13 protein-coding genes are annotated in these 13076 nt (G+C 71.2%); 7 read left to right on the top strand and 6 right to left on the bottom strand.

All coding sequences use genetic code 11. From position 1 onward, the window contains the following. Positions 1-37: 37 nt before the first annotated feature. Positions 38-214 carry a hypothetical protein gene (locus tag ACIRP7_RS21075; protein ID WP_403661484.1) on the top strand — a complete coding sequence of 59 codons (177 nt, stop codon included), beginning with the start codon at positions 38-40 and terminating at the stop codon, positions 212-214. 97 nt (positions 215-311) lie between these two features. Here ACIRP7_RS21075 and ACIRP7_RS21070 read toward each other — a convergent pair whose 3' ends face one another. The 3 genes from ACIRP7_RS21070 to ACIRP7_RS21060 all read right to left on the bottom strand — a co-directional run bounded on the left by ACIRP7_RS21070 (position 312) and on the right by ACIRP7_RS21060 (position 2216). Then, positions 312-1211, bottom strand: coding sequence for a PfkB family carbohydrate kinase (locus ACIRP7_RS21070; RefSeq protein WP_403661481.1), 900 nt, complete (start codon positions 1209-1211; stop codon positions 312-314). A 29-nt stretch (positions 1212-1240) separates the two neighbouring features. Further along, positions 1241-1699: an iron chaperone gene (locus ACIRP7_RS21065; protein ID WP_403661479.1), complete on the bottom strand. Its 459-nt coding sequence runs from the start codon at positions 1697-1699 to the stop codon at positions 1241-1243. 61 nt (positions 1700-1760) lie between these two features. Beyond that, positions 1761-2216: a carboxymuconolactone decarboxylase family protein gene (locus ACIRP7_RS21060; RefSeq protein ID WP_403661477.1), complete on the bottom strand. Its 456-nt coding sequence runs from the start codon at positions 2214-2216 to the stop codon at positions 1761-1763. Positions 2217-2393: 177 nt separating this feature from the next. On the opposite strand from ACIRP7_RS21060, the gene ACIRP7_RS21055 reads away from it, so the two are divergent. From ACIRP7_RS21055 to ACIRP7_RS21045, 3 genes are all read left to right on the top strand, one after another. After that, a complete protein-coding gene (locus ACIRP7_RS21055) occupies positions 2394-4877 on the top strand; it encodes a tetratricopeptide repeat protein (protein ID WP_403661474.1) in 2484 nt (827 codons plus the stop codon). 757 nt (positions 4878-5634) lie between these two features. Next, positions 5635-6654 (top strand): aldo/keto reductase, encoded by a 1020-nt coding sequence (locus ACIRP7_RS21050; protein WP_403661471.1) that lies wholly within the window; start codon positions 5635-5637, stop codon positions 6652-6654. Between the two features lie 39 nt (positions 6655-6693). After that, positions 6694-7569 carry an LLM class flavin-dependent oxidoreductase gene (locus tag ACIRP7_RS21045; protein ID WP_403661468.1) on the top strand — a complete coding sequence of 292 codons (876 nt, stop codon included), beginning with the start codon at positions 6694-6696 and terminating at the stop codon, positions 7567-7569. A 4-nt stretch (positions 7570-7573) separates the two neighbouring features. Here the strand turns inward: ACIRP7_RS21045 and ACIRP7_RS21040 are convergent, their stop codons facing one another. The 3 genes from ACIRP7_RS21040 to ACIRP7_RS21030 form a co-directional block, all read right to left on the bottom strand. Further along, positions 7574-8098, bottom strand: a complete 525-nt coding sequence (locus ACIRP7_RS21040; RefSeq protein ID WP_403661465.1) for a glycoside hydrolase family 16 protein — start codon at positions 8096-8098, stop codon at positions 7574-7576. Then, a complete protein-coding gene (locus ACIRP7_RS21035) occupies positions 8095-8481 on the bottom strand; it encodes a hypothetical protein (RefSeq protein ID WP_403661462.1) in 387 nt (128 codons plus the stop codon). Before ACIRP7_RS21035 ends, ACIRP7_RS21040 begins: the two co-directional genes overlap by 4 nt. 175 nt (positions 8482-8656) lie before the next feature. Further along, a complete protein-coding gene (locus tag ACIRP7_RS21030; RefSeq protein WP_352389764.1) occupies positions 8657-8974 on the bottom strand; it encodes a hypothetical protein in 318 nt (105 codons plus the stop codon). A gap of 560 nt (positions 8975-9534) precedes the next feature. Between ACIRP7_RS21030 and ACIRP7_RS21025 the strand changes: the two genes are divergently transcribed. The 3 genes from ACIRP7_RS21025 to ACIRP7_RS21015 are packed head-to-tail and all read left to right on the top strand — an operon-like array spanning position 9535 to position 12824. Then, positions 9535-10728, top strand: coding sequence for a PP2C family protein-serine/threonine phosphatase (locus ACIRP7_RS21025; RefSeq protein ID WP_403661778.1), 1194 nt, complete (start codon positions 9535-9537; stop codon positions 10726-10728). 42 nt (positions 10729-10770) lie between these two features. Beyond that, entirely contained in the window at positions 10771-12381 is a 1611-nt protein-coding gene (locus ACIRP7_RS21020) for an ATP-binding protein (RefSeq protein WP_403661775.1), read from the top strand. Continuing rightward, positions 12378-12824 carry a response regulator gene (locus ACIRP7_RS21015; RefSeq protein WP_330269187.1) on the top strand — a complete coding sequence of 149 codons (447 nt, stop codon included), beginning with the start codon at positions 12378-12380 and terminating at the stop codon, positions 12822-12824. The genes ACIRP7_RS21020 and ACIRP7_RS21015 overlap by 4 nt, the downstream gene beginning before the upstream one ends. Positions 12825-13076 lie beyond the last annotated feature (252 nt).

The raw sequence follows: 13076 nt of genomic DNA, 5'->3' as shown, positions 1-13076 counted from the left end.
AGCGTGACTACCTCAGACAATCGAAGGGACGGGCACCATGCTCGCCATCATCTCCGCGGTCCTGTTCTTCATCTCCTTTCTGATCAACGCTGCGGACATCTCGACCAATGACACCTTCACCTCGACGAACATCATGCTGCTCGGCCTCATGGTGCTCGCGCTTCACCTGGCGGGCATCGGCAGCGGGTGGAGCGCACGGGGCCGCAGGTCCTGAGTCTCGTAACGGACGGGGCGGCTCCCAGCGGGGGGCTGCCCCGTTCTTGCGTGCGGGGCCACGGTCAGGTGGGCCGATCACCTCTCGAGCGGGCCCGTCACGATCCCTGCAACCAGGCCCGGGTGCCGAACGAGGCACACGCCCGTGAGGCCACCCCCGCCGCGGCGCGCAGGGCCTCGACGAAGGCGTACGGGGTCACCTTCCCCTGATCGGCGAGGTGATAGGTAAGTGCCCCGTGGAGGACGTCACCCGCGCCCAGTGTGTCCGCGACCCGGACGGCGGGTACGTCCACGGTGCCGGCGCCTTCCGGGCCCACCCACTCGATGGGCCGCCCTCCGCGGCTCACCGCCGACCACTGCACCCCGTGTTCGGTGAGGAACCGCAGGACGTCCGCAGGGGTGTTCGTGCCGGGCGGCCGGAAGTCGGCCGAGCAGACGGCCACGTCGATCGACGGCAGCAGCTCCTCCGTACCGGGCTTCCAACTGCCCCCGTCCAGAACGGTTCGCCGGCCGGCGGCCCGCGCGGTGCGGGCGGTCGCCGTCGCCAGCTCCATGTGGTGGCCGTCGAACTCGGCGATGTCGCAGGCGGCCACCAGCGCCTTCAGATCGTCGGGCGGCGTGAGCCGGAACCCCGTCGCGTTGGTCGAGGCGACGGCGCGGTCCCCCGTCGACTCGGTGACCAGAATGGACGACACGGCGGGCGGCTCGGCCGAATCGGCGGCCAGGTCCCGGACGCGCACGCCCAAATTCCGCAGCTCCGTCGCGACCGCGACTCCCAGCGGATGCGAGCCGATGCCGGTCAGCAGCCCGGCCGCGCCGCCCAGGTGGCTGAAGGTCACGGCCGCGTTCGCCGCCGGACCACCTGCCGCCACGACCTGCTGATGACTCGTCAGTTTCTCGTCGGAGCCGGGCACATGGTCCACCAGCTGAACGACGTCCACCGTGCACAGGCCGACGAACAGCCCCTCGGGACGTCGGCTGTTCGTCGGCCTGTGCATCGTGCGGCACCCCTTCCCGCTCGCGGTCCTCAGCCCGCCGCCCTCTTCACCAGCTCACCGATCCGCTCCTCGTCCGCCGCGGTCAGCTTCGTGAGCGCGAAGGCGGTCGGCCACATCGTGCCCTCGTCGAGGTCGGCCTTGTCGTTGAAGCCGAAGGTCGCGTACCGCGCGTTGAACTTCTCCGCGCTCTGGAAGAAACAGACCACCTTGCCCTCCTTGGCGTAGGCGGGCATCCCGTACCAGAGCTTCGGCGCCAGGCCGGGCGCGTTCTCCTTGACCACGGCGTGGATCCGTTCGGCCATGACCCGGTCCGCGTCCTGCATCTCGGCGATCTTCGCGACCACGGCGGCCTCGTCCTCCGCCGCCTTGTCGGCACGCGAGCTGCGGCGCGCCGACGCCTTGACCTCCTGGGCGCGCTCCTTCATCGCGGCGCGCTCCTCGGCGGTGAACGTCTCGGTCCTGCCGGTCGTCCTGCGCGTGCCGGCCATAACGGTTCCTCCAGGTCTACGGATGGTCGGGCATATCTTCACGCGAGAACCGCCGTGGCGTTCACCCCCACGCGCCGGCGATCTGCCGGGTCGTGGCGTTGAGCCGGTTGAACAGGTTCGTCAGGCCGATCATCAGGACGATCGCGGCGAGCTGCTTCTCGTCGAAGTAGGTGGCGGCCGTGTCCCAGACGCCGTCGGTCACCGCGTCGGGACGATCGGCGAGGCGCGTCGCCGCCTCGGCCAGCGCGAGCGCCGCCCGCTCCTCCTCGGTGAAGTAGGGGGCCTCCCGCCACACGGTGACCGTGGCCAGCCGCTCGTCACTCACTCCTGCCTTACGGGCCGTCTTGGCGCCGCCGTCGACACACGCGCTGCATCCGTTGATCTGACTGACCCGCAGATGCACCAGCTCCAGCGTCTGCCCGTCCACCCCACCGGAGTGCACGGCCTTGAAGAGCTGCTGGATGGGCTGCATCGCGTCGGACAGGACGACGGCCGGGTTCTGCATACGGGACTGCATCAGGAATCTCTCCTCTGCCGGGCTGTGCCCCGTCCCTCGGGGCGTGATTCCATCTCAGCCGAGAGGGCTTGTCAGGACGACGGTCGTGGGACACCGTGGGACAGCTGAAACGGCCTTGAGCAGGCACGATCCGGCCCGGACAGGTTCTGTCGGGGCGGGACAGGGGGGCGGGGAACAGTGGTTGAGCACGACAGGACAGGGGCCGGAGATCCACGGGAGGAACTGGCCGCCCGGCTGCGGCTGCTCCAGGAGCTGTCGAGGCGGGGCGTACGGGCCCTCGCCCGGGACGCCGGCCTCAGCTCCTCGTCCCTGTCCCGCTACCTCGGCGGCCAGACGGTTCCGCCGTGGCCCGCGGTGATCGCCCTGTGCCGGCTCGTCCAGCGCGACCCCCGCCCGCTGCGCCCCCTGTGGGAACGCGCCTCCAACCCCCTGCCGGCACCACCGAAGACCAGCCGCCAGGTACCCCCGCCCGCACCGCCCGCCGGCGCCCCGCGCCCGCCCCGCAACGACCTCCCTCGCGACGTGCCCGACTTCACCGGCCGCGAGGCCGAGCTCGCTGCCGTGCTCGACGGGGTGGCCGGCAGCCGGGTGATCGCCCTCGACGGCATGGCGGGCATCGGCAAGACCTGCCTGGCCGTGCACGCCGCGCACCGGCTCGCCGCCGACTACCCGGAGGCCCAGCTCTACCTGGACCTGCACGGCTTCACCGAGGGCCGCAGACCGCTCGACCCCGACCGCGCCCTGCGCACCCTGCTCGCCGCCCTCGACGTACCCTCCGAGAAGGTGCCCCAGGACGGCGGTGTCGAGGAACTGGCCGCCTGCTGGCGGTCCGAACTGGCCCACCGGCGGGCCGTCGTGGTCCTCGACAACGTCGCCGACGCCGACCAGGTCCGCCCGCTGTTGCCCGGTGCCGGCCCCTCCGTCGCCCTCATCACGAGCCGCAACCGGCTGCTCGGATTGGACGAGGTCCCGCCCGTGTCGCTGGACGTGCTCACCGAGCAGGAGAGCGCCGAGCTGCTGGCCCGCGCCAGCGGCGAGGTCGACGGCCCCGAGGGGCGCCTGGCTCGTGACCCCGGGTCCACCGCCGAGGTGCTGCGTCTGTGCGGCCGGCTGCCACTGGCCCTCAGGCTGGCCGCGGCCCGGCTGCGACACCGGCCGGGCTGGACGGTGGGCATCCTCGTCGAGCGGATGGCGGAGGGGGCGAGCGAGTTCGACACCGCCTTCGCCATGTCCGTACGGCAGTTGGACCGTGCCAAGGCCCGGCTGTTCCGTCTGCTGGGTCTGCTGCCGGGGTCGTCGTTCGACGAGCACGTGGCGGCGGCGCTGGTGGACGTGTCGCTGCGCAGCGCCCGCGCGATGCTGGAGGACCTGCTGGACGCGCACCTGGTCCAGCAGCCCGCGGCAGGCCGCTACCACCTCCACGACCTGGTCCACCAGCACGCCCGCCGCGCCACCACGGAACAGGACTCCCCGGCGGAACGGGACCGGGCCCTGACCCGGGTGCTCGACTACTACGTGCACGCGGCGGCCGCCGCGGACACCGCGATGCCGTTCCTGTCGCTGAGCCGCGAGGCCTCCGTGGACCGCCCGCCGGCCGAACTGCCCCATTTCCAGGACAAGATCGCGGCCCTCATCTGGTTCGGCACCGAATACCTCAACCTGCTGGCCGCGTTCGAGGCGGCGGAGGAGGCCGGGGCCGACCGGCACCTGTGCGAACTGCCGCGCTTCATGCGGGCGTACTTCGCCCGGCGCTGCGGCACCACGATGCTCAACGGCCTCTTCGAACGGTCCCTTGCCGCCGCGCGGCGCCTCGACGATCCCCTGCAACTCGCCGAGGCACACAGCGACTTGGGGTTCGCCCGGTACAACGCGGGCCGCATGGCGGAGGCGAGCGCCGCGTACGAGGCGGCGACGGCGCTGGTGCTCCGGGCCGGGGACGTCCGCGCCGAGGCCGAACTGACCATGCGCCGCGGCTACTTGAGATGGGACGAGGGCTACGTCGAGGAGCCGCTCGGGCTGTTCCGGCTGGCGGGCAAGCTGTACGCAGACGCCGGCTGCCCCATGGGCGCGGCCCAGGCGACCGCGTACGAGGCGTGGGCGCTGCTGCAGCTGGGGCACCGTGAGGAGGCGGCGCAGCTGGCCCGTACGGCGCTGGAGATCCCGCACGCCGACGGAGCGTGGCCGCCCACCCTGACGGCCCTGATCACGCTGGGCGTGGCCATCGCCGACGAGGACCCCGACGAGGCCGTCGGCCACCTTCACCGGGCGCTCGCGCTGGCCCGCGAGGACGGCCACCGGCACAACGAGGCATGGTGTCTGAACTGCCTGGGCGTCGCCCTGCGCCAGATGGGCCGCCACGAGGAGGCCCTGGCGAGCCACGAGCGGGCGTTCGCGCTGCTGGACGCGCTGTTCGAGGACCACTGGAAGATCCACTTCCTCAGCGCCTACGGGGAGACCTGCCGCCTGGCAGGCCTGCCCGACCAGGCCCTGCGCCTCCACCGCCAGGCCCTGGAACTGGCTCCGAAGCTCGGTAACCGCCACGCGGAGGCCCTGGCCCACGAGGGCATCGCGGCGGTCCTCGACGCCACGGACCCGACGGCGGCAGCCGAACACCGGGCGGAGGGCAGGGCCGCCTTGCCGGAGTCTGAACCAGCAGCCTGAACCAGGGGTCTGAGACGCCACCCGCCGTACGGCGTCCGCTGCGGCCGAGCGTCGTACAGGTGCATCTCACCGCGGACGAGGCGCATCCCGATCGGCACGGCGACCAGGGCCACCGAGAGCGTCCCGTGCCAAGGCACCGGCCGAGTCGATCCGGCGCATCACCGGCGAGTACCGGCAGGCGACCACGCGGACGCTCCGCATCGCCTTCATCTCCGCCTTCGCCCTGGAGTTGCTGTCCTGCCCGGCAGCCCGGCCAGGTGGTGCGACTGGACCCGCCCATCGGTGGGAGCTGCCGGCATCCGAGCCGGCCGAGGGCCCGCCTGCCTGTCGCGTGCGGCACCAGGCCGGCTCGTCCCACCGCAGCGCGGGCCGCGAGGTCGGCGGGTCAGGTCAACGGCACGATGTGGGCGGTCGGTTCCTGGCCTGGCCGCTGCCGGGCGTCGCGGCCCCGATCTTCAGCTGCCCAGCAGGCCGCGCCGACGTAGGGGGTAAAGACGTCGGCCGCGGGCGGGACGGCCAGTGCCGAGCCCCAGGCGCCCGCATCACCCGGCCGTGGCGCGTCCTGGACACCTGTCTCCGAGCAGCCCCACGGGGAAGCGTGCGTCGCTGCCATCCACCGTGCCCTCCCCGCCTTGCAAAACCGGAACCATGTTCCGTATTGTTTGCGGAACGTGGTTCCGTTTCTTCGTGACGGCGGAACGGATCCCGGCAGTCCTGCCACGCCATGCCGCACGACTTCATCCCCCGGAGGAATCACATGCAGTACCGCACCTTGGGCCGCACCGGAGTGCAGGTCAGTTCTCTCGCGCTCGGCGCCATGAACTTCGGCAGGATCGGCCGCACCACCCAGGACGAGGCGACCGCGATCGTCGACGCAGCCCTCGATGCCGGCGTCAACGTCATCGACACCGCCGACATGTACGGCGACGGCGAGTCGGAGGAGATGGTGGGCAAGGCCATCGCCGGCCGCCGCGACGACATCGTGCTGGCCACCAAGGCCGGCATGCCCATCGGCGACGAACGCAACCACCGGGGCAGTTCGCGCCGTTGGCTGGTCACCGAGCTGGAGGCCAGTCTGCGCCGCCTCGGCGTCGACCACGTCGACCTGTACCAGATCCACCGCTGGGACCCGAACACCGGCGACGAGGAGACGCTGTCGGCCCTCACCGACCTGCAACGCGCCGGAAAGATCCGCTACTTCGGCTCCTCCACCTTCCCCGCCCACCGCATCGTGCAGGCCCAGTGGGCCGCCCGCGAACACCGCCTGAGCCGTTACGTCACCGAACAGCCCAGCTACTCGATCCTCCAGCGCGGTATCGAGGCCCACGTCCTGCCCGTCACTCAGGAGTACGGCCTCGGCGTACTGGTGTGGAGCCCACTGGCCTCGGGCTGGCTGTCGGGTGCGATTCGCGCGGGCCGGGACATCACCACCCACCGCTCGGCGATCCTGCCCCAGCGATTCGACACGACCGCCCCCGCCAACCGGGCCAGGCTCGCCGCCGTCGAGCGACTGGCCGGGGTCGCCGAAGAGGCGGGCCTCACCCTCATCCAGCTCGCACTCGGTTTCGTGACCGCGCACCCCGGCGTGACCAGTGCCCTGATCGGCCCCCGCACGGTCGACCACCTGCACGCCCAACTCGCCGCCGCGGACACCGTGCTGAGCACCGATGTCCTCGACGCGATCGACGAGATCGTCGCCCCCGGCACCGACCTGGCCCCGGACGAGAAGCACGACACCCCGCCCGCACTCCTCGACCCGTCACTGCGCCGCCGCTGACCGCCCAGGGAGACCCCACGCACGAAAGGCCCACCGTCCATGCCGCACCACCCCCCGCCCAGCTTCGGGATCATGACCGCCCCCATGCAGGTCGACTATCACGACATCCTGCGCGTCTGGCGCGAGGCGGACACCATCGACGCCATCGAGCACGCCTGGCTCTTCGACCACCTCATGCCGATCGGCGGCGACCCCGACGGACCGGCCCACGAAGGCTGGACCCTCCTCTCGGCCCTGGCCGCCCGGACGCGGCGCCTACGGCTCGGCGTCATGGTGAGCAGCAACCGCTTCCGGCCACCCGCGATGCTGGCCAAGATCGCCACGACCGTCGACATCGTCTCCGGCGGCAGGCTCGACTTCGGCATCGGTGTCGGCTCGCGCCCCGACCACCCGCCGGCCCGACGCGAGTACGAAGCCCACGGCCTGCCCTTCCACGACTCCGCGCACGCCGTGGGCAGCCTCGACGAGGCCTGTACGCTGATCAAGCGCCTGTGGACCGAGGAGAAGCCCTTCGACCACCACGGCACCCACCACCACCTCACCGGCGCCTTCGGCAACCCCAAACCGGTCCAGCGCCCCCACCCCCCGGTCCTCATCGGCGGCCGCTCCTCCGCGACCCTGCGCATCGCCGCCCGCCACGCCGACCTGTGGAACATCCCCGCCGGCGACATCGACGACGTCACCCGCCGCAGCGCCCTGCTGGACCGGTACTGCGAGGAGATCGGCCGCGACCCCGCCGAGATCACCCGTTCGATCCACCTGCCGGTCTCCTACGACCGTCCGGGCGCCACCCGCGACGCGATCACCGAAGCGACCGACGCCGGCTTCACCCACATCGTCCTCGGACTGCCGTCGCCCTACCCCGCCCACGTCGCCCGATGGGTCGCCGACGAACTCGTCACCCCCACGGCGTGAGGGTTCACTTCCAGCCGTACGCGTACGCCGCCACCCAGGTGATGTCGAGCTGCGCGCTGCTTCCCGGCGCCGCACCCGGACCCTCCAGAGCGCTCTCGTTCTGGAGCACCCAGGACAGGGGACGGTCCGGCACGTCACGGGTGTCATGACCCGTCTGCCGGCCGTCGACGAAGAACCGGACATGGCCCGGGGTCCACTCGGTGGACACCGTGTGCCACCGCGTCCAGTCGTCGCTTCCCGGGAAGTAGCCCTGCTCACCACCGCCGCAGGGGTGGTGGAAGGAGCTGAGGGAGCCTGTCCACTCGCCCTCGGGGTGGTCCATCTCGCAGCCCCCGCCGTAGTGCAGCCACGCGGACTTGTAGCCGGGCGCCAGTTCGGTGACCTTGATGCGCGCGCTGTACTTGCCGTACGTCATCTGCATCACCGCACGCGGCACCAGCGCCGCGGCATGCACAGGGCCGCCGTCCGCGGGCCGCCACATCCGGATCGACATCCGCCCGTCGCCGTTCGCCGCGGGACCGACGCTCACGGTGTCCTCCGGGTGGTGGACACCCACCACGTCCGGCCCCGGCTGACGGCCGTGTCGGGCCAACCCGTCGGATAGGCCCACCAGTTGTCGCGGTACTTCCCCTTCAGGCCCCCGCAGTGGGCCGCGGAGGTGTCGACATCGTGCGCGCAGTCGCTGAACGAACCCAGCGGCACCCGGTCGCCGTTGAAGTCCTCGGCGAGGACCTGCCAGAAGGGCCCGCAGTCACCACGGGGCAGACGCGTGGCGGTGGTGCGGCAGGCATCGGCGGGAGCGGGCGCACCGTCGGCCCGGGGGAGACCGAGGAGACCGCCGGCCACGAGCAGGAGGCTCGCGGCGGTCACCAGGATCCGCTTGCGGTGGTGCGGCGCTGCGTGTGAACCCATCCCGAGGCTCCTTCAGGCGGCCGACGCCATCCGCCCGTGCCGCGCGGGGCGCCGGAAAGGCCATGAACCGCGGCGGAGCGGACCGCACTTCGCGAAAGGACATCCTCGCCCTCCGCACCGCACGGCGCCATCCCCCGGACGGGCCGCGAACCGGAAGGCCCGCTCCGCCGCCGCCTCAGAACTCGCTGTCGATGCCGGTCACGACCGCGGGGCCCAACGGGGCGTCCTCTTCCGCCAGGCCACTGTCACGCAGGGCCCGGGACACCAGCCGTACCGCTTCGGCCTCGGCCTGCAACCGGTCGGGTGCGTCGACCTCGACCCGTGCGGCGAACATGCCGTCCTCCTCCGTGGTCAGCACGCTCAGCTCCTCGCTCTCGCCGAGGTCCGTGTTCCTGGGGTCCTGAGGCCGAAGCCTCCGTCCGATGTCCGAGCGGACGCTGTCGGGCACTCCCCGCAGGAACGTGCCGGGGACGGTGATGACGTAGGTGGTCACGGGGACTCCTTTCTGACGTCCTACCCGGTTCCCCGTGAGCCCGATCGGAACCGAAGGCGTACGGAGGGACTCCGGATGTGCAGGCGGCGTGCCGCCCAGAAGGGGTTTCTGAAACCGTCCCCGCATGGTCACGCCGATCGCGGGTAAACGCGGCCAGAACACCGGAATCTCGGGATGGGCGGACGATGACGACGTCAGTGACGGCCGGCACAGGTACGGCAGTGCCGGAGGTGGCGGACCCCGCACGGGGCGACAGTGAGCGCAGCCGCGCTCTCCGGGACGCCGAAGGCCGCCCGCTCGTCCCTCTGGACCTCGCGGGGAACTGACCAGGGAGTGAAGATCGGCCACGAGGATCAGGACTGCCGAGGCCGGCCGCACGGCCCGCCCGAGGACCGACCCAGGGGTGGACATGCCGTCCACGGCCATGGGCGACGAGTGAAGATCGGATCGTCGCTCTGACCGCGTTCCCGTCGTTGTCCTGGGCAACGGCCGGCGGCAGGCGACATGGATGGAGTGGGGAGGCCGGGACGAGAGTGATCTCGGGGACTGAGGCTGCCGAGCTGGTGTCGGCGACGGCAGCCGGCGCCGAGACGGCGTGGGAGCACTGGGAGCCGTCGGTCCTCCTCGTGGAGGACGATCCCGGCGACGCCATGCTCGTGGAGGAACTGGTCGTCGACGGCGCCGTGAAGATGCGGCTGCGCTGGGTGCGGTCGATGACCGAGGCCACCGAGGTGCTGGCGACCGAGACACCCGACTGCGTCCTGCTCGACCTGCACCTGCCGGACGCCCACGGCCTCGAGGCGGTCTCCCTCGTCCAGGGCCTGGCCGAGCAGGTCGCCATCGTGGTCCTCACCGGGCTCGCCGAGGAGCAGACCGGCCTCGCCGCGGTCGCGGCCGGCGCACAGGACTACCTGCTCAAGGGCCGGGTGGAGCCCGAGCTGTTCGGGCGGGCGGTGCGCTACGCGATCCAGCGCAAGCAGACCGAGCAGGCGGCGGTCGCCCTGCAGGCCGGCGCGCTCCAGGCACAGGAGAACGCCCGTCTGGAGCGCGGACTCCTGCCCCGCCCCCTGCTGCGCGCCGAGGGCGTCCAGGTCGTCGCCCGCTACCGGCCCGGCCGCGCACAGACACTGCTGGGCGGTGACTTCTACGACATCGTCCAGAGCGCCGACGGCACCCTCCACGCCCTCATCGGGGACGTCTCCGGGCACGGCCCGGACGAAGCGGCCCTGGGGGTCGCCCTGCGGATCGCCTGGCGCACCCTCGTCCTCAGCGGAATAACCGGCGCTCAGCAGATGGCCCGGCTCGAGGAACTGCTGATGGCCGAACGGGCCCGCGACGAGGTCTTCGCGACCCTGGTGAGCCTGGCCGCCGTCCCCGGAGAGCAACACGCCCATGTGGTACGAGCCGGGCATCACGGCCTGCTCCAGCGCACCGGGACGGACGTGCAGTGGGTCGAGGTGCCCGGTGGACCGGCCCTGGGCATGGTCCCCGGCGGCGCCAGGTGGCCGACCGCACAACTGCCGGTACCGGCGGGAACGTCGGTGGTGCTCTTCACGGACGGCCTCTTCGAGGGGCACGTGAACCGTGGCACGGAACGCCTCGGCGAGGAAGGACTCCTGGCCCTCGCCCGGGAGGCGGCCGCCCTGGAGCCGGAGGCCTTCGTGGATCGGTTGATCGAGAAGGCCGAGAGCCTCGCCGAGTCGCGGGGCGGCCTGGCAGACGACGTGGCCGTCGTCCATCTGAACTGGAACTGAGTGAGCGAGAGTGCGGTGCGGGACCACATGGTGAGGCGAGGGATGGGCGCGATGCGCAGGGGAGGCCGGTTGACGGTGCAGGGCTGGTTCTACCTGCTGCTGGCCGTCATGACGCTGCTGGTGGTGGCCGGCAGCCTGGTCGGCGCCGGCCTCCTCGGCCGGACGGCAGAGGTGAGCGACCGGCTTTCGCGTCGCATTCAGCCCGCCCAGACCGAGGCGTACCGGCTGCAGGCGGCACTGGCCAACCAGGAGTCGGGCATCCGCGGCTACGCCATCGCCGCCGACCGGCAGTTCCTCACTCCGTACACCCAGGGCAAACGGGACGAGGCGGGCTCGGCCGCCCGGCTGCGCGAGTTCATCGGCGACCGGCCCGAACTGGTGGCGGACCTGCGGGCGATCGAAACCCAGGCGGCCGACTGGCGCCGCACCTATGCCGAACCCCTCGCGGTATCGGTCACGCCCGGCCGTCCGAAGCCGCTGGACCAGCAGAAGGCCGACCAGGGCAACAAGGAGTTCGACCGGCTGCGCGCACTGTGGGACAGGCAGAACACCGACCTGGCGAAGGCGGTGAAGCAGGGCCGTTCCCATCTCGCCCATGAACGCACGGTGCGCGACTGGGTCCTGGCGGGCATGCTCGCCGTCTTCCTGCTGGCCGGCCTCGCCTGCGCCGTCCTGATCCGGGTCCTCGTGACACGTCCCCTGGAGGCGCTGAGCACGGCGTCCAGGCGGGTGGCGGACGGTGACTTCTCGTACGTCATCACCGGCGCCGGCCCGGCCGATCTGGCCGCGGTGGCCAACGCCGTCGAGGGCATGCGCTGGCATGTCGTGGCCGAACTGGAGGCCTCCCGCGCCCAGGAGCAGGCGCTGACCAGGCAGGCCGCCGAGATGGACGCCCAGGCCGAGGAACTGCGCCGCTCCAACGCGGAACTGGAGCAGTTCGCCTACGTCGCCTCCCACGATCTGCAGGAGCCGCTGCGCAAGGTCGCCTCCTTCTGCCAGCTGCTGGAGAAGCGCTACGGCGACACCCTCGACGACCGGGGCCGGCAATACGTCGACTTCGCCGTCGACGGGGCCCGGCGCATGCAGGTCCTCATCAACGATCTGCTGACCTTCTCCCGGGTCGGGCGGGTCAACGACGCCCGGGTGCCCGTCGGACTCGACCAGGCGCTGGACAAGGCGCTGGCCAACCTCGGGGCAGCCGTCGAGGAGTCCGACGCCCGCGTCGACCGCCCGGAACACCTGCCCGAGGTGGTGGGGGACCCCACCCTGCTGACCATGCTCTGGCAGAACTTGATCGGCAACGCCCTCAAGTTCCGCCACCCCGACCTCGCTCCACACGTGACCATCACCTGCGCGGCGGACCCGGACGAGCCCGACAGTCTGCTGATGTGCGTCACGGACAACGGCATAGGCATTCCCGAGCCGTTCACGGAGAAGGTGTTCATCATCTTCCAGCGACTGCACGGCAGGGACGCCTACGGGGGCACCGGTATCGGTCTGGCCCTGTGCAAGAAGATCGTGGAACAACATGGTGGCAAGATCTGGATCGACACCGCACACACGGACGGCACGCGCTTCTGCTTCACCCTTCCGTCCATCGCCGAGAGCCCGGAGGCGTCCGGTATCGGCACCGAGGAGAAGGTTCTGACATGACCACCCCAGCCGCGAGCCCGATCGACGTGCTCCTCGTCGAGGACGACCCCGGCGACGAGCTGATGACCCGTGAGGCGTTCGAGGACAACAAGATCGGCAACACGCTCCACGTGGTCCGGGACGGCGAGGAGGCACTCGACTTCCTCTACCGGCGCGGCGACCACACGGACGCGCCGCAGCCCGATCTCATCCTGCTCGACCTCAACCTGCCCAAGTACGACGGTCGTCAGGTCCTGGAGAAGATCAAGTCCGACCCGGAGCTGTCCCACATCCCCGTCGTCGTCCTCACCACCTCCGCGGCCGAGGAGGACATTCTGCGCAGCTACAAGCTCCACGCCAACGCCTATGTCACCAAGCCGGTCGATCTGGACCAGTTCATCGCCGCGGTCCGTCAGATCGACGACTTCTTCGTCCAGGTCGTCCGCCTGCCGCGTCACTTCTGACGTCGCTTCCCGACCGGCGGGCCGACAGGGAACCGTCCCTGCCCCGCCCGGTCGGCGACCGGGCTCTCAGAAAACGCCCTCGCAGGCTGTCGAACTGAAGTCTGACTAACCATCGTTTGTTCGAACCTACGAACTTCTTCCGTAGTGGGTTACTGATGGCGCCGCGCACTGGTAGGAAACATTCCTAACAATCAGGTCTGCACCAATCAACTCTCCACCCCCCACCTCCGCTTGGAGCCCCCGTGGAACCTG

The sequence above is a fragment of the Streptomyces sp. NPDC102270 genome, from assembly GCF_044766405.1.
GTDB lineage: Bacteria > Actinomycetota > Actinomycetes > Streptomycetales > Streptomycetaceae > Streptomyces.
This window is presented reverse-complemented; position numbering and strand designations above follow the sequence as displayed.